At 40.6% G+C, this 24,415-nt stretch carries 19 protein-coding genes; 14 read left to right on the top strand and 5 right to left on the bottom strand.

Features of this window, described 5'->3' with window-relative positions:
• Positions 1 to 225 precede the first annotated feature (225 nt).
• Positions 226 to 1,500, top strand: a complete 1,275-nt coding sequence (gene mtaB, locus GD597_RS21350; RefSeq protein WP_171609958.1) for a tRNA (N(6)-L-threonylcarbamoyladenosine(37)-C(2))-methylthiotransferase MtaB — start codon at positions 226 to 228, stop codon at positions 1,498 to 1,500.
• Between the two features lie 30 nt (positions 1,501 to 1,530).
• Positions 1,531 to 1,821 (top strand): hypothetical protein, encoded by a 291-nt coding sequence (locus GD597_RS21345; protein WP_171609957.1) that lies wholly within the window; start codon positions 1,531 to 1,533, stop codon positions 1,819 to 1,821.
• 10 nt (positions 1,822 to 1,831) lie between these two features.
• Here the strand turns inward: GD597_RS21345 and GD597_RS21340 are convergent, their stop codons facing one another.
• Positions 1,832 to 2,518, bottom strand: coding sequence for a C40 family peptidase (locus GD597_RS21340; protein WP_235954393.1), 687 nt, complete (start codon positions 2,516 to 2,518; stop codon positions 1,832 to 1,834).
• Between the two features lie 463 nt (positions 2,519 to 2,981).
• On the opposite strand from GD597_RS21340, the gene dnaE reads away from it, so the two are divergent.
• Positions 2,982 to 6,659 (top strand): DNA polymerase III subunit alpha, encoded by a 3,678-nt coding sequence (gene dnaE / locus GD597_RS21335; RefSeq protein WP_171609955.1) that lies wholly within the window; start codon positions 2,982 to 2,984, stop codon positions 6,657 to 6,659.
• A 313-nt stretch (positions 6,660 to 6,972) separates the two neighbouring features.
• Here dnaE and feoB read toward each other — a convergent pair whose 3' ends face one another.
• Together feoB and GD597_RS21325 are read right to left on the bottom strand one after the other, a co-directional pair.
• On the bottom strand, positions 6,973 to 9,090 hold the full coding sequence (gene feoB, locus GD597_RS21330) for a ferrous iron transport protein B (RefSeq protein WP_171609954.1): 2,118 nt from the start codon (positions 9,088 to 9,090) through the stop codon (positions 6,973 to 6,975).
• 233 nt (positions 9,091 to 9,323) lie between these two features.
• The gene (locus GD597_RS21325; RefSeq protein WP_171609953.1) at positions 9,324 to 9,965 is read right to left on the bottom strand and encodes an LON peptidase substrate-binding domain-containing protein; all 642 of its coding nucleotides are present in this window, start codon (positions 9,963 to 9,965) and stop codon (positions 9,324 to 9,326) included.
• Between the two features lie 122 nt (positions 9,966 to 10,087).
• On the opposite strand from GD597_RS21325, the gene GD597_RS21320 reads away from it, so the two are divergent.
• The 4 genes from GD597_RS21320 (at position 10,088) to GD597_RS21305 (ending at position 14,486) form a co-directional block, all read left to right on the top strand.
• The gene (locus GD597_RS21320; protein ID WP_235954392.1) at positions 10,088 to 10,903 is read left to right on the top strand and encodes a glycosyltransferase family 2 protein; all 816 of its coding nucleotides are present in this window, start codon (positions 10,088 to 10,090) and stop codon (positions 10,901 to 10,903) included.
• 4 nt (positions 10,904 to 10,907) lie between these two features.
• Complete coding sequence (locus tag GD597_RS21315) at positions 10,908 to 11,846, top strand: glycosyltransferase (RefSeq protein ID WP_171609951.1); 939 nt, start codon at positions 10,908 to 10,910, stop codon at positions 11,844 to 11,846.
• 47 nt (positions 11,847 to 11,893) lie between these two features.
• Positions 11,894 to 12,778: a methylmalonyl Co-A mutase-associated GTPase MeaB gene (meaB, locus tag GD597_RS21310; protein ID WP_235954391.1), complete on the top strand. Its 885-nt coding sequence runs from the start codon at positions 11,894 to 11,896 to the stop codon at positions 12,776 to 12,778.
• Between the two features lie 451 nt (positions 12,779 to 13,229).
• Positions 13,230 to 14,486 (top strand): DEAD/DEAH box helicase, encoded by a 1,257-nt coding sequence (locus tag GD597_RS21305; RefSeq protein WP_171609949.1) that lies wholly within the window; start codon positions 13,230 to 13,232, stop codon positions 14,484 to 14,486.
• 63 nt (positions 14,487 to 14,549) lie between these two features.
• Here the strand turns inward: GD597_RS21305 and GD597_RS21300 are convergent, their stop codons facing one another.
• Positions 14,550 to 15,203, bottom strand: coding sequence for a VOC family protein (locus tag GD597_RS21300; RefSeq protein WP_171609948.1), 654 nt, complete (start codon positions 15,201 to 15,203; stop codon positions 14,550 to 14,552).
• Positions 15,204 to 15,311: 108 nt separating this feature from the next.
• Positions 15,312 to 18,242: a glycoside hydrolase family 3 N-terminal domain-containing protein gene (locus GD597_RS21295; RefSeq protein WP_171609947.1), complete on the bottom strand. Its 2,931-nt coding sequence runs from the start codon at positions 18,240 to 18,242 to the stop codon at positions 15,312 to 15,314.
• Between the two features lie 436 nt (positions 18,243 to 18,678).
• Between GD597_RS21295 and GD597_RS21290 the strand changes: the two genes are divergently transcribed.
• From GD597_RS21290 to GD597_RS21260, 7 genes are all read left to right on the top strand, one after another.
• Positions 18,679 to 19,284 (top strand): hypothetical protein, encoded by a 606-nt coding sequence (locus tag GD597_RS21290; RefSeq protein WP_171609946.1) that lies wholly within the window; start codon positions 18,679 to 18,681, stop codon positions 19,282 to 19,284.
• Between the two features lie 700 nt (positions 19,285 to 19,984).
• Positions 19,985 to 20,419 carry a hypothetical protein gene (locus GD597_RS21285; protein ID WP_171609945.1) on the top strand — a complete coding sequence of 145 codons (435 nt, stop codon included), beginning with the start codon at positions 19,985 to 19,987 and terminating at the stop codon, positions 20,417 to 20,419.
• A gap of 446 nt (positions 20,420 to 20,865) precedes the next feature.
• Positions 20,866 to 21,285 carry a hypothetical protein gene (locus GD597_RS21280; RefSeq protein WP_171609944.1) on the top strand — a complete coding sequence of 140 codons (420 nt, stop codon included), beginning with the start codon at positions 20,866 to 20,868 and terminating at the stop codon, positions 21,283 to 21,285.
• A 562-nt stretch (positions 21,286 to 21,847) separates the two neighbouring features.
• Positions 21,848 to 22,213, top strand: coding sequence for a DUF2200 domain-containing protein (locus tag GD597_RS21275; RefSeq protein WP_171609943.1), 366 nt, complete (start codon positions 21,848 to 21,850; stop codon positions 22,211 to 22,213).
• Positions 22,214 to 22,461: 248 nt separating this feature from the next.
• Positions 22,462 to 22,938, top strand: a complete 477-nt coding sequence (locus GD597_RS21270; protein WP_171609942.1) for an SRPBCC family protein — start codon at positions 22,462 to 22,464, stop codon at positions 22,936 to 22,938.
• A gap of 216 nt (positions 22,939 to 23,154) precedes the next feature.
• On the top strand, positions 23,155 to 23,628 hold the full coding sequence (locus GD597_RS21265; protein ID WP_171609941.1) for a hypothetical protein: 474 nt from the start codon (positions 23,155 to 23,157) through the stop codon (positions 23,626 to 23,628).
• Complete coding sequence (locus GD597_RS21260; RefSeq protein ID WP_171609940.1) at positions 23,625 to 24,338, top strand: hypothetical protein; 714 nt, start codon at positions 23,625 to 23,627, stop codon at positions 24,336 to 24,338. The genes GD597_RS21265 and GD597_RS21260 overlap by 4 nt, the downstream gene beginning before the upstream one ends.
• Positions 24,339 to 24,415 lie beyond the last annotated feature (77 nt).

Genomic DNA, 24,415 nt, shown 5'->3' with positions numbered 1-24,415 from the left:
AACTTGCTCCGTAATCCATCAAACTTGCTCCGTCATGTATCAAATTATAGTAATAGTTAAATAATAATCCAACCGCACAAGAGTGCGACGCAAGTAAAGCTGCATTACAGGCCTGCTGCCGGGCCCATAATGGCCCTGCTTCTTGGTTTTTATAACACAGGCATTGCACACCTGTTCCCTAACACGTAAATACAACTTCTAAACTCTTCTTATCTTTGCCGCCTTATGGATAAGAGGAGAACCGTGGCATTTCATACATTGGGCTGTAAATTAAATTACTCAGAAACATCTACGCTTAGCCGTATGCTGGAGCAGGATGGTTTTGAGAAAAAAGATTTTGACGGCCATGCCGATGTGTATGTAATTAATACCTGCTCTGTTACCGATAATGCCGATAAAGAATGCCGGCAACTGGTAAGAAGAATTCAACGCAAAGCACCGGAAAGTCTGGTGGTAATTACCGGTTGTTATGCCCAGCTAAAACCAAAAGAAATTGCCAGTATACCGGGGGTTGACCTGGTATTGGGTGCTGCCGAAAAATTTAACATTGGTGCCCATTTAAAAGAACTGGCCAAGGGCGACTCCACCAAAATTTCCAGCTGCGATATTGAAGACGTGAGTGGTTTTACCGCCTCCTACTCGCTAAACGACAGAACCCGCACTTTTTTAAAAGTGCAGGATGGCTGCGATTATAGCTGTACATTTTGTACCATACCCATGGCCCGTGGCAAAAGCCGCAGCGATAGTATTGCCAATGTGGTACGTAATGCCCATGAACTGGCCGCCGCCGGCGTTAAAGAAATTGTGTTAACAGGCGTAAACCTGGGCGATTTTGGCAAAGGCCCCGATGGCGCCAAACAATATGAAGAGAACTTTTTTGACCTGGTAAAGGCGTTGGATATGGTGGAAGGCATTGAGCGCTACCGCATATCGTCCATCGAGCCCAACCTGCTTACCAACGATATTATTGCTTTTGTGGCCAACAGTAAAAAGTTTATGCCGCATTTTCATATTCCCCTGCAAAGCGGCAGTAATAAAATACTGGGCTTAATGCGCCGCCGCTATAAAAGGGAATTATATACAGAAAGGGTACAACTAATTAAAACCCTGATGCCGCATTGCGCTATTGGAGTAGATGTAATTGTGGGTTTTCCCGGTGAAACGGAAGAAGATTTTATGGAGACCTTTAATTTTTTACATGGTTTGGACATTGCCTATTTACACGTATTTACCTACTCAGAAAGGGATAATACCAGGGCACTTGACATTAAACCCGTTGTACCCATTAGCGTAAGAAATGACAGAAATAAAACATTGCGTAACCTGAGTTACATGAAAATGCAGTATTTTACACAACAACATAGCGGACAAACACGCAAAGTATTGTTTGAAGGGCACGAGAAGGGCGGTATGATGGAAGGCTATACAGATAATTATATTCGCCTGTCCGTACCCTACAATGCAGCACTGGCCAATGCTATTACCGATTGGAAAATTTAACGACGCTTGCCTACAAATAAAAAACGTGTTATGAAAAAATTTCAGGCAATCATTCACTTCGAAATGGACGATGCGTTTATGGGTCTTGTTCCACCGCACCGCACTTACATTAATTACCTAATAAACAAGAATATTGTTGATAGCTATGCCGTAAGCATGGAGTCGCAAACAGTATGGATTACCATTAATGCCGAAACCAAAACCGAGGTAGACCAATACCTGGTAAAATCTCCGCTATATAAATACTGGACCTATGTAATTGAAGAATTGTTTGTGTACGATGGGCAATTATTCAGAATGCCATCATTACAAATGAACTAAGCGGGCAGCCTTATTTTATTACCCTGCCTGCACCCCTGAATTTGGGTCTCCAGTAGGCTTCATTTAAATCGCTGATAATTACGCCATTGCTTACAGAAGCATGAACAAATTTATTGTTACCCATATACACGCCTACATGCGAAATATCGCGGCGGGAGGTTTGAAAAAACACCAAATCGCCCTGTTGCAGGGCTGTTGGGTCAATGTGCATACAACTGTCGAACTGTTGCTGTGCGGTGCGGGGCAAATTAATATGGTACACGTCGGCCAGCACATTTTGCGTAAAGGCTGAGCAGTCAATACAATTTTCTGTAGATCCGCCCATGCAATATTTGGTACCCCACCAATACTCAATTTCTTTTAGCAGGTTAATATTATACAGGTCTTCTACCGGTACATCCATAATAGTAGCATATTTAAACTGCAGGCTGGATGCTGTTTCTATGTTAAAGCTGGTTTTGGGTTTGCTAAGGGTAGGTGTATAGATTTTGGCCTTGCCATTTTCGGCCACGCTGGTGCGGGCACCGCCGGGCACTACAGAAAAAGATTCCAGAAAAGTGCGGTCTGCCGGTGTTTCTTCTTTTTTGGCTGTTTTTGACGTGGCAGAATTATCTTTTGCCGTAAGGTTTTTAATTGCCTTACAGCTTACCGTCATGGTAAACAGCGTCAATAAATATGCAATACCCGTTTTTTTCATCAAGGTGTGCAATATAGTGTGCATTCATTAGCCATACAACAATGGTGCAAAAAAATCCTGTAAAAGGCAATTGATGTACCGGGCAAAAAATAGAAATGAGGCTTTACTTGCGTCGCACTCTTGTACGGTATAGCATTGGGCAGCAAAAAGGCGGATGTGGGAATTTGCGGATGTGGGGATGTGCGGATGGGGGGATGTGCGGATGTGGGGATATGGAGATGTGCAGATTTGCGTGTGCGGATGTGTGAATTAGTGTAGCATCTTTCATTTCTTACTGCTGCTACAAGGGAGGAACCCTGAACCGAGCGTGGCAAGTACTGTTGCCAATAGTACTAGTGCCGGCTACCAAAAAAATATACACATGTGGATAAATATTTAGCATTATCATGCGCTTGAAAAAGACGAAATTTGCAGCTTGCGTCTGGCCCAACGGGCAGGCAGCTTAAAGGCAAACAATTATTATATGCAGTTTTCACATTTACACGTTCATACCCAATATTCTTTATTAGATGGCGCCGCCTCTATTGAAGGACTGTATAAAAAAGCTGCCAAAGCCAATATGCCGGCATTGGCCATTACCGATCATGGTAATATGTTTGGCGTTTTTGAATTTGTAAAACAAGCCTGGAATAAAACCAAAGTAGTTGGCAAAACCGCCGATGGAAAAGATATACTGGAACCCCTGATTAAACCCATTGTTGGCTGCGAATTTTATGTAGTTAAAAACCGCCATGCCAAAACATTTACCAAAGAACAAAAAGACCAGCGCTTTCATCAGGTATTGCTGGCTAAAAATAAAATTGGGTACCAAAACCTGGTAAAACTTACCTCACTGGGTTTTATTGAAGGCATGTACAGCAAATACCCCCGTATCGATAAAGAACTGATTGAACAATATAAAGAAGGCCTTATTGCCACCACCTGCTGTATAGGTGCCTATGTACCACAAACCATTTTACACGAAGGTATAGACGCTGCTGAAATAGAATTTCAATGGTGGCTTGACCGCTTTGGTGAAGATTACTATATTGAACTACAGCGCCATAATATTAAAGAACAGGAGCTGATTAATAATACCCTGCTTGGCTTCTCAAAAAAGTACAATGTAAAAGTGATTGCCACCAATGATAGTCATTATGTAGACCAGGATGATGCCAATGCACATGATATTCTGCTCTGTATTAATACGGGTGAAAAACAATCCACACCCGGTTTTGACGATTTTGTAAACGATGAAATACAGCTAAAAAACCGCCGCTTTAAATTTCCCAATAACCAGTTCTACTTTAAAACCAAAGAAGAAATGGAAACCCTGTTTAGCGATATTCCCGTAGCGCTGGACAATACCAATGAAATTGTAGATAAAGTAGAAGTACTAAATTTAAAAAAAGATATTCTGCTGCCGGCATTTCCCATACCAGCAGCTTTTAAAACCAGTGATGATAGTAATACCAACCAATGGAATTACCTGCACCACCTTACCTACGAAGGTGCCCGCTTACGTTATAGCGAAATAACCGAGGAAGTAAGAGAACGCCTGGATTTTGAATTATTTACCATTAAAACCATGGGCTTTGCCGGTTACTTTTTAATTGTAAGCGACTTTATTAAGGCCGGCCGTAATATGGGCGTTTTTGTGGGTCCGGGCCGTGGTTCTGCAGCGGGTAGTGTGGTGGCTTATTGTATTGGTATTACTAATATAGACCCCATCAAGTACAACTTGCTGTTTGAGCGTTTTTTAAATCCGGACCGTAAATCAATGCCCGATATTGACACCGATTTTGATGATGATGGCCGCCAGAAAGTAATTGATTATGTAGTTGATAAATATGGCAAAAATCAGGTAGCCCAAATTATCACCTATGGCACCATGGCCGCCAAAATGAGTATTAAGGATGTGGCCCGTGTGATGGACTTGCCCTTAAGCGAAAGCAATGCCCTGGCCAAACTGGTACCCGATAAACCGGGCACCGATTTAAACCGTGTTTTGTCCGCCCCATATACTGCCAAAGAAGCCAAAGACGGGGAAAAATCGCTGGAAGAAAAAGAAGGTTTTGGCCCCGAGGATATTGACAATATAAAAAAGCTACGGGAAATATATCACGGCACCGATATAAGGGCACAGGTACTGGTAGAAGCCAAAAGGCTGGAAGGCTCTGTTCGTAATACCGGTATACATGCGGCAGGTATCATTATTGCGCCAACTGATCTTACCGATTTAATACCCGTTGCCATTTCAAAGGACTCTACCTTATGGGTTACCCAAATTGAAGGCAGCATTATTGAAGAATCGGGGGTTATTAAAATGGACTTCCTGGGTTTAAAAACCCTGTCTATTTTAAAAACTGCGCTGGAGCTAATCAAACAAAACCATGGTGTAGAAATAGATCTGGATACTATTCCACTGGATGATGACAAAACTTTTATGCTTTACCAGCATGGCGAAACCAATGGTACTTTCCAGTTTGAAAGTGTGGGTATGCAAAAATACCTGCGGGAATTAAAACCCGACAAATTTGGCGATCTTATTGCCATGAATGCCCTGTATCGCCCCGGGCCCATAGCTTACATCCCCAAATTTATTGCCCGTAAACATGGTCGGGAGGAAGTAAGCTACGATATTCCGGAAATGAAGGAATACCTGGAAGAAACTTATGGTATTACCGTATACCAGGAGCAGGTGATGCTATTAAGCCAAAGTATAGCCGGCTTTACCAAGGGCGATGCAGATGTTCTGCGTAAAGCCATGGGTAAAAAAGACCGCAAAACACTGGACAAGATGAAAGGCAAGTTTATGGATGGCGCTGCCACCAAAGGCTATGCAAAAGAAATTTTGGAAAAAGTGTGGACGGATTGGGAGGCATTTGCACAATATGCATTTAATAAATCTCACTCCACTTGTTATGGCTTTGTGGCTTATCAAACCGGTTATTTAAAAGCCCATTACCCCAGTGAATATATGGCGGCAGTACTTAACCATGCAGGCGCCATAGAAAAAATTACCTTCTTTATGGAGGAATGCAAACGCATGGGGTTAAAGGTATTGGGGCCAGATATTAATGAATCGCTGAAAGGCTTTGCAGTAAACAAAAAAGGCGAAATACGTTTTGGTTTAGGTGGTTTAAAAGGCGTGGGCGAAGCAGCTATTGAAAGCATTATTGAAGACCGCAATAAAAACGGACATTTCAAAGATATTTTTGATTTAATAAAACGCGTAAACCAACGTACCGTTAACAAGCGATCGATAGAAAGTTTGGTACATGCAGGCGCATTTGATTGTTTTAAAGAACTGCACCGGGCGCAATATTTCTATACCCCCAATGGCGATACGATGAATGGTATAGAACGCATTATCCGCTTTGGCAATGTATACCAAACCAATAAAAACCAAACCACCAACAGCCTGTTTGGAGATAGCGTTATGCCCGAAATTGCTGCCCCCAAATTACCTGCCTGCGAAGAATGGACACTTACCGAAAAGCTGGAATACGAAAAAGATGTAACCGGCATGTTTATGAGTGGCCACCCTTTAGACCATTACAAGTTTGAACTAAAGCATTATGGCATCATGCAGTTAAGCGATTTTAATGAGATAAAAGATTCGCCCACACTGGTAAGTGCCCATATTAACCGCAATTTCCGCATTGCCGGTTTGGTTACCGATGCGCAGCACCGGGTAACAAAAACAGGCCGCAATTTTGGTGCATTAACCATTGAAGATTTTAGTGGTAAAACCGAAATAATGTTGTGGAGCGATGATTATGTAAAATGCCAGAACTACCTGGAAAAAGGTAAAAACCTGCTTATCAACGGGTTCTTTAAAAGCCGGTATAACAGCGATCAGTTTGAGTTTAAGGTAACCAGCATGAACCTGCTGGAAGTAGCCAAACAAACCCTTACAAGGCAGGTAGATATCAGCATTTCGCCCTTGGCCATTACAAAAGAATTTGTGCAGTTTATTGAAAAAAATGTCAAGGAAAATCCCGGCAAATCAAGCCTGCGTTTTAATGTATACGAACCGGTAGAAAACCTGAAAATCACATTGTACACCTTAGACAAAGGCTTTACCATGAACGAAGAAATGGCCACCTATCTGCTAAACAACCCCGATCTGGAAGTGCATGTAGGACTGGTAGGCTAATGCTTTTCAACCAGAAAAATAGAAAATCAAAAATTGCCTTTTATGTAGCCGGCAACAGATCAATCATTAAGCTTTACTTGCCACGCTCGGTTCAGGGTTCCTCCCTTGTGGCAGCAAAAATGGCAGTAAAAAAATGATGCGTACTGCCCAAATTGCCATTCCCATAATCCCACTATCGCATAACCAAACCCACCAATTCGCCTTGTTTGCCCATCTGCACATCCCCTCATCCACCGCTGCGCATAGCTATACAGTACAAGTGTGCGACGCAAGTAAAGCATCATAGCATTACTACTGCCGGGCCCAAAAAATTTTAAAAAATATGATAGGCAATATAACTCATCAGGTAGGCCAGGGCGGTCATATAAATAAATTGTATGGTGGGCCATTTCCAACTGCGGGTTTCGCGTTTTACTACGGCAAGGGTACTCATACATTGCATGGCCAGCACATAAAACACCATTAATGACATCGCCGTAGGCAGGGTATATACTTTGGTACCATCCTCTCTAAGGGCACCATTCATTTTTTCTTTAAGCGTGCTATTGTCGTTTTCTTCTACGCTATACAGGGTAGCCATGGTGCCCACAAATACTTCTCTGGCTGCAAAGGAGGTAATAAGGGCAATGCCAATTTTCCAATCAAAACCCAATGGGGTAATAACGGGCTCGATGCTTTTACCCAATATGCCGGCATAAGAATTTTGCAATTTCTCGGAATTGTATTGCCGGGTATAAGCTGCCTGCTGTGCTTCGGTGGTGGCCTTTTGTTGTAATACGGCATAACGGGCATCCAACGCATCCATTTTGGAGGAAGGGCCATAGCTACTTAAAAACCATAGCAACAAACTAATTACAATAATAATGCGGCCTGCATCGGTAATAAAAATGCGGGCCTTTTCTATCATGGTAACACCAACATTTTTCCAGCGGGGGGCACGGTACACGGGCAGTTCCAGTATAAAGAAGCTTTTTTCAGTTAGTTTAATGGTAAATTTTAGCACATAACTTACCACCAGTGCCATAACGGTGCCCAACAGGTATAGGCCCATCATAACCAGTCCCTGCATACTTAAAAACCCAAAATAATAATGGTTGGGCACTACCAGTGCAATAAGAATGGTATAAACGGGCAGTCGGGCACTACAGCTCATTAATGGGGTTACCAAAATGGTAAGCAGGCGCTCTTTTTTATTTTCAATATTGCGTGCACTCATAATGGCAGGTACGGCACAGGCAAAACCGCTGATCATGGGCATAACACTTTTACCATTAAGACCCACTTTGCGCATCAGCTTATCACTTAAAAAGCTAATGCGGGCCATATAGCCGCTATCTTCCAGTATGGTAATAAGGCCAAACAAAATCATGATTTGTGGTACAAATACCAATACCCCGTTAACGCCAGCTACCAGTCCGTTTACCAATAAATTACTCCACCAGACGCCGGGCAAATGGCTGTTAAACCAACCGGTAAGCTGCGAAAAACTCCAGTCGATGGCATCCATTGGAAATTGTGCCAGCCAGAATATACTTTGAAATAACAGAAATAGCACCGCCAACAAAATAAGATAGCCCCAAACTCGGTGCAGTAAAAGATTGTCCAGCCGTTCAGTAAATAATTTACGTTGCAGGGGATCGGGCTCTACTACATTTTGCTGCATAATGGTTTTAATGCGGGTGTAGCGTTGCATAATTTCATCCGCCTGCGTTTTACTGGGGTTGAACTTATTGTCTATCTCAATTTGTTCTATTGAATGTTGTAGTTGGCTATTTAAAGGAAAATTTTCGTGGTTAATAAGGTAATGGATAGCCCCATAATCGCTTAACTGCGGTTGCAGCTGCTGCATTTGGGTTACTGCCTGCGGCGCCATTTCTTTATTGGGAATAAAATCGCGGCTATTGGCCGGATTAACTTGTTTGGCCGCCTGTACCAATACCTTTTTTAGCTGGGTGAGCCCTTTATTTTTACGTGGATTTACGGTTACTACCGGTACACCTAAATCGCGTTCCAGACCAGCCACATCTATTTCTATGCCTTTTTTGCTGGCCAAATCCATCATGGTTAAAGCCACCACTACAGGGCGTTTTAAATCTAATATCTGGCTGCAAAAAAGGAGGTTACGTTTTAAATTACTGGCATCTGCTACCAGCAGGGTAAGATCGTGTTTAATCTCGGGGTCGGCATCCATCATTACCTTATACGCCACCCATTCATCGGCACGGCGGGGGTACAGGCTATAAGTGCCGGGCAAATCGATAATATTGGCAACAAGGTGCTCGGAAAGCTGGCTATTACCGGTTTTTTTATCTACCGTAACACCGGGAAAGTTGCCCACTTTTTGGTTAAGGCCTGTTAATGCATTGAACAGGGAAGTTTTTCCGCTGTTTGGGTTGCCTACTAAAGCTATATGCAATTGTTGTTGAGCCAAGAATCTGATTTAGTGTGCAAAAGTAACCGCTGACAACTCCATCCCATTACGAGATTGGGAGTTAATACGCTATCGCCGCAAACAAAGGGATTTTTTTTGATAAAACAAATGATTGTGCACCAAACCTGTGCAGGTTGCCTTTTTTTGGCTTTTGCTGCCCATTGTTATGAACGTACAAGTGTGCGACGCAAGTAAAGCCTGACAATTGATTTTTTGCCGGGCCAATAAAAAAATCAGGTGTCAAAATTAAAACCCTCTAACTCCCTGAAATGGCCATTGAGCTTTATTTTATCTTTTAAATGTTCTACGCCCAACAACATGGGCAGCAGGTTTTGAATATGTCTTTTTAAATATTCGAGCCGCTGATCTTCTCTTAACAAACATTGCAGTTCGTATTCCTGCTCTAACGACAGGCCGGCATGATGCGCCACATCGTAACTGGATAGTGATTCATCGGGCTGTTTAAAATCTTTGGTAATATGCAGCAATTTATGCAATTCGCGGATGGACAAAAGCAACTGCAGCATGGTAACAGGGCGGCGGGTAGTTTGGTTTTGCAGGTGTTTTACAATGGCACCGCTAAACAGTTTATCGGGCACCTGTTTTACAATTTCGAGAATGCGGAATAAACCCAAACCCTGCACCCGGATATCCATTTTACCATCGGGGTACACTTCTACTATTTCGCTTATTTCCAGGAGGCACCCAATATCTGATACATTGCTTTTAATAACAGAAGGGATACCAAAGGGCTTTTTCTCAGCATAGCAATCGGTAATTAATTGTTTATAACGTTCTTCAAAAATATGCAGGTTTAGTATTTCGCCGGGATATACCACAATAGCCAAAGGAAAGATGGGAATAAAATTTGTCATGCTGTTATGTAAATAAAAGTGAACTTACTAAAAAGCATTAATACCATTTTTACGAAATAGAAAATACATTCGCTTTTTATTGGTAAAACAAATACAAACATAAAAACAGGAAAACAATGCATTTGCCTTTTACTAGTTCGTTGGTAATTGCCACTTATAACTGGCCCGAAGCTTTGGAAGCCTGTTTGAAATCAGTATTGCAGCAACAGCAAATGCCTGATGAGATTGTGATTGCAGATGATGGATCGGGCAATGACACCAGGCAACTGATTGCCAAATACAAGGAAATATTTACCATACCTGTGGTACATGTTTGGCACCCCGATGAAGGATTTAAACTCGCCGCCATTAGAAACAAGGCCAATGCAAAAGCAACAGGGGATTATATTATACAAATAGATGGCGACCTGTTGTTGCATAAGGATTTTGTTAAAGATCATATAGCTGCGGCAAAGCAGGGTTGTTTTATTGGTGGCAGCAGGGTAATTTTAAACCAGGCACTTTCAGCCCAATTGTTAACCAAAGAAAGCAGGGAAATAAGTCTTTTTCAAAAAGGGGTAAGCAATCATTTAAATGGCATACACAGCAGCCTGATGGGCAAAGTGCTTAGCCGACTAATACCTTCAAAAGATGCATCAGGCATAAGGGGCTGTAATATGGGTTACTGGAAAAAAGATTTTATTGCCGTGAATGGATATAATGAAGCGCAAACCGGCTGGGGACTGGAGGACACAGATTTGGTGATGCGATTTTATAACTGCGGATTGAAAAGAACCTATTTTAAATTGCGTGGTATAGTTTACCATCTTTGGCATGCCGAAAAAAGCAGGGATAATGTGACTGCCAATCATCTTATTTTACAAAAAACCATCCAGGAAAAAGCAGTGCGTTGCGAAAATGGGGTACAACAATATTTAGCTGCCAATAACCCGAATTAATTACATGAATACAACCGCCATAGATAGCCATCTGCAGCAAGCGCCACTGGTGTCGGTGGTGTTATGTACCTATAATGGGGCAGCTTTTTTGGAAGAACAAATGAATAGCCTGCTTGCTCAAACCTATCCTAACCTGGAAATAGTTATTCTGGACGATTGTTCCACCGATAACACATTGCCATTACTGGAAAAAATGGCCGCCACCAACAACCACATAATAGTATACCAAAATGAGCACAACCTGGGATACAATAAAAATTATGAGAAAGCCATTCAGCTGGCAAAGGGCGAATACATTGCTATTGCAGACCAGGATGATATTTGGGACCTGCAGAAAATAAGTTTTATGATGGAAAACTTATGGGACAACCATACGGTTGTAGTGCACTGTGCTTCAGCCCGTTTTGAAACCAACCAACCGCCCAAAATAAAATCAAGCACTTACAAAAAAGCATTTACAGGAAACGATACCAGAAGCTTTTTTTTATATAGTTTAATTAGTGGCCATAATATTATTTTCAAAAAAACATTATTGCCGCATATTTTACCTTTCCCCGATAAAATTTTTTACGATTGGTGGTTATGTGCTGCCGCTACTACGGTGGGTAAAATCAATGGCACCAATAAGGTATTGGTTTATCAAAGAATACATGCACATAATGCCACGGTTAATGTAGAAAAAACAAGTTTTTTCTACCAGCAAACCATCCACAACCTGCAGGCGTTTCTGGCTATGCCACAGTTAAATCCGGCATACGCAGTATTGGGAAAGCAATTATTGCAGGGCTTTAGCACATTAGCCAACAGGGCATTTTCATTTTCGCTTTTTGCAGGCATTGTAAAATATAGTCCGGTACTTTTTTCGCATAAAAAGCGGGCATTCCCGTGGATATCCTATATCAAGCATGCATTTATCATCAGCCATGCAAAACATAAGGTGTAATAGGATTTAATTCATTATTTTGGAGTACCATGTTAAATAGTTCACTATTGATTGCTCAGATACAGGAAGGCAATATTAAAGCACTTGCCAGGATGATTTCATTGGTTGAAAATGAAACGGGTAATTATGCGCAGGTATTAAAAGATTTACCTTTTTCTGCCACCAAAGTAACAGGCATTACCGGCCCGCCCGGTGCTGGCAAAAGCACACTGGCAGATGCCCTGATTGCTACCTGGGTGGCTGCCGGCAAAAAGGTAGGCGTACTATGTGTAGACCCCTCCTCTCCTTTTAATTTTGGTGCTTTGCTGGGCGACAGAATCCGCATGAGCGAGTGGTACAATAATCCCAATGTATTTATTCGTTCGCTGGCTTCAAGGGGTAGTATGGGTGGATTGAACCCCAAGATTATTGAGATTACGGATATTATGAAAACCGCCCTATTCGATCATATTATTATTGAAACCGTGGGTGTTGGACAAAGCGAGGTAGAGATTGCAGGTTTGGCTGATACTACAGTGGTGGTGGTAGTGCCCGAAGCAGGTGACGAAGTGCAAACCATGAAAGCCGGATTAATGGAGATTGCCGATGTTTTTGTAGTAAACAAGGCCGACAGACCCGATGCTGATACCTTTATCCGCAACCTTCGGCAAATGTTGATGCCGCTGCATGCCGGCCCCACTACCGAAGTGCCGGTATTAAAAACCATTGCCGCACAAAAGCAGGGTATTACCGAATTATATCAGGCCATTCTTACGCACCAGCAAACTGAGCATACGCACACAAAAAAAGGTTGGCTATTGGCTGAGAAAGCATATCAGCTTATACAACATAGCCGCATGAAACATATATCAAAAGCAGCACTTAAAACTGCGATAGAAGCTGCACCACCTGCCACATTTAACCTATACCGTTTTGTTGAACAATATGCCTGATGCTATTTTTTAATACAGCATTTGTTTGCCAGCTAATAACAGCTATGCAGCTTTACTTGTGTCACTCACTTGTACGCCTTGCACTTTATGCAGCAAAATAAAATGCAATACTAACAGCGCAAATACACTGTCGTAAAAAAAGCAATTCGCAGTAAACTTTTCATTGCTCAATAGCATTCCTCCAGTACAAGAGTGCGACGCAAGTAAAGCCCGGGAAGCGTAGGATTTGCATGGCTCAAAAAAAAATTACTGCCTACTATAAGCCTTGGGCAATTACAGCCTAAATGTTAATGATTTGCCTAGCGCTGGGCCATTAAAAAACAAAAGCGTATGTTTGCAGTCCACAGTATACAATAGTTACGGCAGGTTGTAAGCCGTTGTGGTATAATAAATAATTTCCCCGCTGATACAGAATATGCAACGTCTTTGCCAGCCACAGTAAAAAACATTCATGACATTTAGTAAGTTATCACTAATTGAACCTATCCTTAAAGCATTGGAAGCCGAAGGATACACTACACCCACTCCCATACAGGCACAAGCCATTCCCTTAGCACTGGAACAAAGAGATATTTTGGGTTGCGCACAAACCGGCACCGGTAAAACAGCCGCGTTTTCTATTCCAATTTTACAATTACTTTTTGCCGAAAAAGGCAGAGAAAAAGGGCCTGTAGCCATAAAAGCGTTAATACTTACGCCTACACGTGAACTGGCCATTCAAATTGACGAAAGCCTGGCCGCCTATGGCCGTTTTACAGGCCTAAAACATACCGTTATTTTTGGCGGTGTATCTCAATTGGCACAAACCAATGCCTTAAGAGCTGGCATAGATATTCTGGTGGCTACACCCGGCCGTTTACTGGATTTAATGCAACAGGGTTTTATTGACCTGCGTAATTTAAAAATATTTGTGTTAGACGAGGCCGACCGTATGCTGGATATGGGTTTTATACACGATGTAAAAAAAGTAATTCAAAAAATACCGGTTAAAAGGCAAACACTTTTCTTTTCGGCCACTATGCCGCCCGAAATTCAAAAACTGGCCAATACAATTTTGGTGCACCCGGCAAAAGTAGAAGTAACACCACCTGCCACCACAGTAGAAAAAATTGAACAGGGTGTTTATTTTGTAGAAAAACCCAACAAATTAGCGCTATTGGTGCATTTGCTGGAAGCGAATAAAATGGAAACCGTTCTGGTATTTACCCGTACCAAACATGGTGCAGATAAAGTGGTTAAAATGCTGCACAAAGAAAATATTGAAGCAGCTGCCATACATGGTAACAAATCTCAAAACGCCAGGCAAAATGCATTAAACAATTTTAAAACCGGCCATATAAGGGTATTGGTAGCTACCGATATTGCAGCGAGAGGTATTGATATTGACAGTTTGCAATTTGTAATAAATTACGAGCTGCCCAATATTCCGGAAACCTATGTACACCGCATTGGCCGTACCGGCCGTGCAGGCGCTACGGGCATGGCTTTATCTTTTTGCGATAGCGAAGAAAGACCTTATTTAAAAGATATAAATAAACTAATTGGTATAACAGTACCTGTTTTGGAGCATGGTATTTTGGCACCTGCAACAGCAATGATGCAACAACAACATGCCCCACACCCCACGGCAACCAAACAACCTATGACGGTAATAAAAAATACCAACCGTTATAAGGTACAGTATAGCCGCGGAAGAAGACAGGATTAAAACAAACGATTTTTTAATAAGGATAATGCAAACGGTAATCATTGCTGTAGCATTATCCTTTTTTTATGCGCTTATCTCTATAATAGCACCATTATTCTCAAGCATTATTTTAACTGGAAAGCCATTGGCAGCTATTTGTGTAGGGTACCAGTTTCTACCTTCGGGTACTATAATGAGTAAGGCTTCATCATCGCCAAAAACAGTAAAACCCGGGGCGGGTAATTGCTTTGTAAAATAGGGCAAACCATATGTGTGTTGTATATGATTGGCATATGCCGGCACATCATGTACAGGCAAGCCAATTTCACTGATATTAAGCAGGGAATTACTATTAAATGGCTGCGTGGATATGTTGTTCAAATGCCGGCGGGCTATACATTCCAGTATATTGCCATTATTATCTAAAAAGTAAAAAGCCTTTGCCTGCCAATCGTCAAAATTGGCAATGGTGGATGTGGGTGATACCGGTAATATGTTTACCCTTTCCTGCATATATTCCAATGCTTCCTGTAATTGGTTGCATGGAATATTGAATGCAAAATGATATACCGGCTGCTCAGTTGCAGCATGGGTAAAAATTAATTTGGTTCGCCCTGCTGCAAATGCAATTGCATTATTGGTTTGATACAATACCTGCAAACCCAATACCCTTGCATAGAAATGCAAAGTATCTGCAAGGCTGGCTGTAAATAATGTTATTTCTTGTAACTGCATCATAAAACATAACTACATTATTGCTGGTATTATTTTGCTGCGTAATGATAAGGAAGTACAAGTGAGTGACACAAGTAAAGCTGCTGCTTGTAGATAGCCAGGACACAACTATTATTCCGGCAAAATAGCATGGTAAATAATTTCCTGAATTTTTGGCCGCACATTTAATTCGCCCAGTTTACCATTGGCACCCCCCTGCGGATTTACCCTGTTGGAAAGAAAAATATAGATTAAATCTTTGGCAGGATCTGCCCATACACAAGTGCCCGTAAAACCTGTGTGGCCAAAGGTGGCAGGCGATGTACTGATACTGGGATAAGCTTCTTTTCGCATGGCATTATCTTTCTCCGGCTTGTCAAAACCCAAGCCGCGGCGACTTATATTACTATGATAGGCCGTAAAAAAACTAATCGTATTTTTATCCAGCAATTGCAGTCCGTTTAACTCCCCGCCATTTAAAAGTAGCTGGTATAATTTAGCCAGATCATAAGCGCTGCTAAACAAACCGGCATGGCCGGCCACACCACCAAACATAGCAGCACCGGGGTCGTGCACATAACCACGTAAAGACTGGTTGCGGAAAATTTTCTCCGTCTCCGTGGGCGCTATATTTTTAAGTGCGATAGTTTTTGAGGGATTAAACATAGTAGTAGCCATTTGCAGCGGCGCATAAAAAGTTTCATGCGTGTAGGCGTCTAAGGTTTTGCCGGTTATTTGCTCTACAATTTTACCCAGAAAAATAAAATCATTATCGCTGTATACATATTTATCGGAGGTACCCAGTTTGCTTTTTAAAATACGCTGGTACATGGTATCTGTCCAGTCTTTACGCAGGTACATATCTTTTGCCACAGGAATAATATAAACACTATCCGCCACTGACGCATAGATACCTTTTTTGGGTTTGCCGGTAGCCGTATCAATGGTTTCGGTATAAAAAGGAATAAAAGGGTTTAAACCTGCCTGGTGCAATAACACATTTTCCAGTGTTAAGCCTGCTTTATCCGTGCCACGCACCCAGGGCAAATAATCGCCCAGGGTTTTGGTAATATCCAGTTTGCCTTGTTCGTACAGTTTCATTACGCTAACTGTTGTGGCAGATATTTTGGTAACAGAGGCCAAATCGTACAAAGTGCCGGTGGTAACGGCTTGTGTGCTGTCGTAACTCATAAAACCATAGGCTTTATTAAATACTACCTTTCCCTTTCTGGCCACCAATACCACACAACCCGGCGTGGCATGTTTGGCAATGGCATCGTTGGCCACAGAATCAATGCCGGCAAGTGCAGCCGTGCTCATACCAACCGATTCAGGCGAGGCAAATGGCAATGCTACCGATTGCTGTGTAACACTATAGCCAAAAGGAAATGCCTCACACACACTCACCGGTAATTTACCATTGGCATTAAACCTGCCCATTAGCCAATCAAAAGCGGCATGCTGAAAAATGGCATCATCCTCATAACAAGCAATTAAATTGGGCATAGCGCATACATTCTTAACCGCATATGGATTACCAAAAACCATTGTAATAGCAGGTGCCACCTGTTGAAGATCTTTCACCAACTGAATAGCCGTTTTACTAAGTCCAAAATTATTGGCCGGGTATTTTGACAATTTATGTAAGCCAATAATTACCGTACCATACTTGCCCTGTAAACTCTGCAAAAGCAATAAAGCTTTGGCACTGTCTGCCTTATAATCAAAATAATACACATCTGCATTTAACTGGTTACGCAGGGCATTGCTAATGGTATTGCCTTCGGTTAAGCCAATACCCACATAGGCCAGGCGCTTATTGGTTTGCACAGGCACCAAACCGGGTTGTTTCATTTGTAATAAGGTAAGCGCATTTTGTGCTACTTCGGCCCTTAGTGCTGGCACGGCGGCATTTAAATCGGCAGCAATATTATCGGTGCTGATGGGTTGCACGGTATGCAAGCCCAAATGGTATTTTACCAGTAACACTTTTTTTATACGGGCGGCAATATCGTTTTTATCCAGTTGGTGTTTTTTTATGGCCAGTAAAATTTTGGCAATGCTGCCATCAATATCGCCGGGCAGACAAAGCATATCGTTACCGGCCATCAGACTTTGCAGGGCACCTTCACTATCGGGGTAATATTTGGCAACGCCTTTCATTTCCAGGGCATCGGTAAAAGAAATACCGGTATAGCCCAGCTGATGGCGCAATAAATCATTCACATTATTTTTTGATAAGCTGGTAGGCAAATGGGTGGTGGTATCAATGGCCGGAATACTTAAATGCGCCACCATAACACTACCCACACCGGCGGCAAACAGTTGTTTAAAAGGGTATAGTTCCATCGAATCTAATTGCGCCATGGTTTTATTAATCACCGGTAAATCCACATGAGAATCTACCGACACATCACCATGACCGGGAAAATGTTTGGCACAGGCCAATACGCCTTCATCCTGCAGGCCACGCATAATCATGGTGGCAAACAAAGCCACTTTGTATTTATCTTCTCCAAAAGAGCGGAAACCAATTACCGGGTTATTGGGGTTATTATTAATATCCACCACGGGTGCATAATCTACCTGTATGCCTTCCCGCTTGCATTGGGCACCCATGGCACGGCCAATACGGTAAATCAGTGCGGTATCCTGTACGGCACCCAGGGTAAGCTGATCAGGGAATTTCATTACACTATCTATCATGCGCATACCTATACCGGTTTCGCCATCAATACACATCATAATAGGGGTTTTGGCCAATTGCTGAAACCGGTTGGTAAACAGGGCCTGCTGTACGGGGTTGCCCTGGAACTGGCACAAGGCGCCAATATTGTACTTAATAATATTGGCCACCACGGCTGAGTCGTAGTATTTAGGGCCGTTGGGGGTACGTTCACTTTCCCGCATAACAATCAATTGCGCCACCCGTTGTGCTTTGGTAAGCGATTTATACACGCTATCTACCCAATGCATGGCCTGTGGTGTTTGGGCATAAAACTGTTGCGCCCTAACCACCCTACCCGCCAATATAATAACCAGCAGCAAAAAAACCTTTTTCATAAACTTGAATATTTCAACACACAAGATATTGAAATAATAATATGGAAACAGTTGGAGCCCGGCAAAAGCGCCATGTGCAGCACAGCTTGCGTCGCACTCTTGTACGGTTGGATGGTTTGGGGGGCTTTTATTGGAGGGAGGATTGAAGTGATGTACAGAGAACACAACGATACCAAAAAATAGCTATTAATAAGTACTTTAAAATAAAGTAGTAATTTACGCTAAGTAAATATTTTTAATTAAAATGGATTGATGCTATTAACAATACAAAATGTATAATACTAGTTTGTTGATTATTAACAATTTTTCAATATAAAGTATAATAGCTAATAGCATAAATCCTTGAGTTAGCAGTAATTTTATGAAGCACTTGATGCTCCCAATTTGTTTATTATTTTGCATCCTATCAGTAGGACAGAAATCTGTGGACATAGTAGTGCCTAAGGACGATGGTTCTCCTTTTAACTGGCAGACAAAGAACTTATGGCAAGGAAAAATCAACCCTATTACATCAAACTACATTGGTGATTTTAGAATACTAAAGGTTTGGACCGACAATGGCACTATCGACACCGGAGATTATTATCTAACTAATTATGCTATAACACCTAAAAGGACAGGAAATGTTAACGTTTATAGCATTCAAGAGGTTGGGAATGGCAAGAAGTATGACACAATTCAAACGAAAAACACGTTTAAAGCAATTACACCTCCTACAGTAATAGTCAAACTAAAATCAGATCACTATACAGAAGACACGATTATATCTTTCACTTTGAGTGACAGCTTAACATCAAAACCAATCAGCAAAAGATATAAAATAGGTCGCTTTTTTGAGCCAGAAATTTTAGACAATAACGGGAACTTAATTGGACACCTTAAGATGTGTAGTGGGACAGAAATCAGTTTGAATGACCCATTTCACAATGACAATGAAATAAAGTTTGAGAAAGGATACAAAATAAAGTTTGTAATTACAATTCGCGACATGAAAACAGACTTGCTCATTCCAACTGAAGAGTTTGTATACTCAATCAGGTGACCAAAACTACGGCTAACAGTGTGTTTATAAAATTGTGGCAGGACGTCAAGCATTCAACTTTCAATCGCTATTTTGCCTTTGTGGTTAATTGATCCGGAGTTTTTCAATTGCCACAACTTCATAAACACTTTTCCGTTGCCTGCAATACTAATGAGACTACTAACATGCATATTATTTGTTTTGACTTTAAACTGTTGCTCACATGGGCACATGACCCAACGACAAGTAAAAGTTGATTTAAGCGGTCAGCATTTAAAAGAAATACCTGACAGTGTTTTCCAAAATCCTCAAATCACTTATTTGGACCTGGAAAGTAGTGACGTTACATTTTATCCGCCACTTTCAGCCTTGGTTGACAATAACTCTAACGGCATTTCTGTGTCTAGTCCTGAAATAGGTTGACTAAAAATCAAACTAAAACCAGACATTAACGAGCAGTTTATTCCCCTTCCCCCCTCACTTCATCACAATCTCCTTCAACAAATCCCTTTCTTTATTAAGGTCATCGTATTGTTATTACAGGGCGGTGAGTTGTTGTTGCAGGGCTTTTTATGGCGGGTGGCGCGTATGTGTTAGGGTTGCTGGTTGTTTGGGGGCTCGAACTGGTTGGTTTGCTTTAAACGTATTCTTTTTTGTACAACTATTTAGTTCGTTTATTTTTGAGTTAGTCGCTATTTACAAACAACTAAATTATTAATCGATGCCTTTAAAAATTAATTCAAAGCATTCTTCAAGACATAATTCAATTGAAGAATTATATACGTATAAATTAAATAATTGCGAAGAATATTATTTTAAAGAAAGATATATTCGGTTAATAGACTTAACAAGACTTATCAATAGTATGTTCCCAGATACCGTCATTTGGGCATTGACCTCAATCGAAAGACTGGTACTTATGAACGAAGACGACTATAGGTCTAATTGGTATGTTATAATTGCGAATGGTAGCTCTACCGAATTCTATTTTGAATATTTAATTCCAGAAGAGAAAAGTCCTTGGGAAAACGCATATATAAAAGGGGTAGCTAAATCTCTTGATGAGGCTAAAGTCTATTTAATAAAATCCATGCATGGATGTAATGGTTGGAGTGAAAGTGAAGAACTAAAATTATACTATGAAAATCTCTGTTGATTTTTAGAAATGATATAACTTACTAAAATTGAACTAAAGTTTAAAATTCGATCTTGTTCAACTCCAAAACTTTTCCTTATTTGGTCGCCGCCCAACTAAGATTATCAACCGGATTTTCGGAAGTAAATGCCTGAAAAAAAGACACACCATTTTTTTAACCCGCACTGTATAATTAATAATTATCAATGCCATACTTTATTTGGCATGGCTGCATAGTTGGTTTATTTTTGAGTTACATGCTATTACTTTGACCATTTATAATGCCAGATAAAAATCCTGTATATAGACGAACAAGTAGAATAGGTATAATTTGTATATCTATTATTTTTATCGTTACAATCGTCTTTTCAACAATTGATATCTATTGCTATTTCTCAAAAAATTATATTATCAGTAAGACTGACCTTATTAAACTGGGGTCGTTTCATCTAAAAGACAGAGCTTACATGTATTCATCACGAAAACCTAGCAAGTCTGGCTTTGCATTTGAATCTACTAATAAACATAAATTTAGTATTTCTGCCGAACGCTTCAGTTCGATAACTGATTTAACTGAATTGACAGACACCTTATTGTATCACAACTTAGAATTTGTTGTATACACACTTAAAGACAATTTAGAGAAATATAAAGACGATAATAATTCTACTATTGAAGTTTATCAACTCTTAATTGGAGGGAAAAATTATATTGACATAGAAAATGCAAACAAAATAGCTGCTTCAAGTTTAGAAAGTAAATTATTACTTTGGTTTACGTTGTACCTTTTAGTAATAATAGGTGTTTATAAGAATAGGAAAATAATAAAAACTGACTTGGATAAATACATATTTAAAAGGACAAGATTTAACAGCCTGTACCATTAGGTTTAGCATTATTGACCTTTCCGAATATTTCCTCTATCTTGATTGACTCATCATGCAAAAGGTTGACTTAAAATCAACATAAAATTGTACTTACAAACTACTTTCCTTTTGTAGGTCATCATATTATTGTTGCAGGGTGGCGAGTGTTGTTGCAGGGCGGGTGGGGCGTATGTGTTAGGGTTGCTGGTTGTTTGGGTGCTCGAACTGGTTGGTACACTGTACCTTTCACCTTCATTGGAGTTGTCTCCAACAACCTTCGCACGCATCTACACTTTGATAAATGCTCCACAAGATTCCTGCTGCACAAGAGTGCGACGCAAGTAAAGTTGAATAGCCATTCTTATGCCGGGCCAATAATTGGACAGCAAAATAACGCTTCGTACAAGCATTGATTATCAACCGCAGACTATTTTTTGTACAACTATTTAGTTCGTTTATTTTTGAGTTGGCAGCAATGTTAACGCCCGTTTAAAATGAAAGTGAGGAAAGCAAGGGCTAGACGGCCGCATGACCGGTTTTATAAAACAATAAAGGGGATTGACTTTTACTTAAATCATCAGTTATGACAACAACACCTGAACATGATGAAAAATTTGCAAAAATGACTTTTTCATCGGTATATCCGCATTATGTTAGAAAAGTTGAGAGCAAGGGCAGGACTAAACAAGAATTGCACCAGGTGATAAAGTGGCTGACCGGATTTGATGATAAAAAAATTCAGGAGCTGATTGATGAAAAAGCGAATTTTGAAACATTCTTTAAGAGCGCAAAATTGAACCCTAATGCTCACCTGATTACAGGAGTAATTTGTGGCTATCGGATAGAAGAAATCCAAACGCCTTTAACAAAACAAGCAAGATATTTGGATAAACTGGTAGACGAATTGGCGAAAGGCAGGAAGATGGAGAAGATTTTACGACAACCGTAATTAAATACTTAAGGCACAAGTATCACCACTGCTACCAAGATGGGTATCATGCAAATGCTTCGCCATTGTTGGTCGCTGAACAACAAAGATGAACATAGGGTTTTGCGGCGGAAATTGCATGAGATACAATAAATACACTATATTTTAAAAACGCAGTAGCCAGCCATTAATTATCAACGCCAGACTTTTTTTGAGTGGTGCGCAGCCGGGATTCAGCACGCTCCTATTGGGAATTAACAACATCTAAGATGCCGATACTCAGGTTAGAAACAATTATTAATGCTGAAATTGAAATATGCTTTGATTTATCCAGAAGCATTGACCTTCATAAAATTTCGACTGCACAAACCAACGAAAAAGCAATTGCCGGAAGAGTTACCGGGCTAATTAATCTCAATGAATTTGTCACCTGGGAGGCTACACATTTCGGCATTACTCAAAAACTATCTTCACAAATAACTGCCTATCAGCGCCCCCAACACTTTAGAGATGAACAAATAAAAGGAGCTTTCAAATATATAATTCATGATCACTATTTTGAAAGCCAAAATGGCAAAACAATAATGACAGATATTTTCGATTTTGAAGCCCCATTTGGATTCATTGGCAAAATCGTTAGTAAATCAATTCTATCAAAACATCTTCAGCAATTACTTGAGAGGCGAAATACCACAATAAAGAAATTTGCAGAATCAGATAAATGGAAAAGTGTAATACCCAGTTGAAGTGTTGCGCAAAACAGTGCGTTGCAGCGATTGGAGCTGGGGAATAATGTTCTTCAACTGCAGTAAATATCTCAGCATCAGTTCCGGCTGATGAAATTCTAATCGGCAGTAGAATATATCATGATCTTTTGTAACTTAGTTGAGCGACGGAAAGCTATAGACGACTGAAGAGTATTCTGCAATCGCTTCAATACTTTTCCATTAGGCGAAATAATTATGACAAAATCTTTGACTATAATCATCCTTGTTTTGATGCTTTCCAGTTGTACCTATCAACCTATAGACAGTTATCAAAACAAGCAATTATATAATACTTCATTGTTAACAACTGTAGTTCAGGACAGTATAGATAAGTATGGATTTTCAGGGTGTTCTAAACCTTATAACTATGAAGTACAAGATTATTGTCTGAAAGCCCTTGACTCAGCATGGACTTTACTTTTGCGAAATAACAAGACAAACGAAGCAAGCAGAATCTATTCAAAAGAAAGGTTCAAAGATGCTCTTATAAACGACGGTTTTGTTGTTGACACTTCAGGAGATTGGATAACAGCAGCAAAAACAGATTTTAATGAACGCTGGCGAGCAGATTGGGGAAAAGATTCAAGCTATGTAAAACTTGTTGTTACCCGATGGTATAAAGGTTATACGTATGACTTCGTTATAGGCAGTAATAATTTTGACAAATGAGGTATGCATATCATCAGGCTAAAAAAAACTGGTTGAAAGAAATGCGAATATCAGTTTTTCACCAAAATCTAACCTGTGATGGGCAATTCAAATTTGCATTAAATACATCTATGATAGATACATTAAAAATATTGAGACAAGCTGGTTTTTTTAAACAGTTTGGTTCATTAACAGATGATGAAATTCTGGGCAAAATACTTGAAGAAAGAAAGGATGCCTTTACAAATAACATTGGCTACCCCTACGACTCAGGAAGCAATTTAAGTGATCAAGAACTTGCTTCTCAAGACACGCTTAAAGTATTGCATTTAGACCTTGAAGCAGATGTTTGCATGGAAAATCAGGTTTATACCTGGCTTTTACAGAGATTGGGCGAGATTTCAGGAAGAGATAACATCTTAACCGATGTTATTGAGGAATGGAAAAGCGAAGCAGGCCCAATAGAATTAAGGTATAAGCTTAATGGTGACGAAAAGTTTTCACAACCTCATTACTTAGACGATTGGGTTGACCAAGCTTTTATTGACACTATTTTGGAGGAAATTTCAAATGTAATCAATGAGCGTTTCCATATTTGCCTGGGACCTGAAGAGGAATGGTTTGGGCAGGATGTAACTTATATGAGGTTAACAATTGAAGAAAGAAATATTTTGGAAGAAAGACTTGGCTGGAAATTTTTTGATGACTTTCTCAATCGCATGAGAGAATAACTGTTCGCCTTCTTTGGAGTTGCCTTCGATGGCCTGTGCCTCCGCCATTGTTGGTCGCCGACCAACAATGATTGGCA

It is taken from the genome of Limnovirga soli, from assembly GCF_013106755.1.
Classification (GTDB): Bacteria; Bacteroidota; Bacteroidia; order Chitinophagales; family Chitinophagaceae; genus Limnovirga; species Limnovirga soli.
Note: the sequence above shows the minus strand (reverse complement) of the source record. Positions and strands in the feature narration are given on the sequence as shown.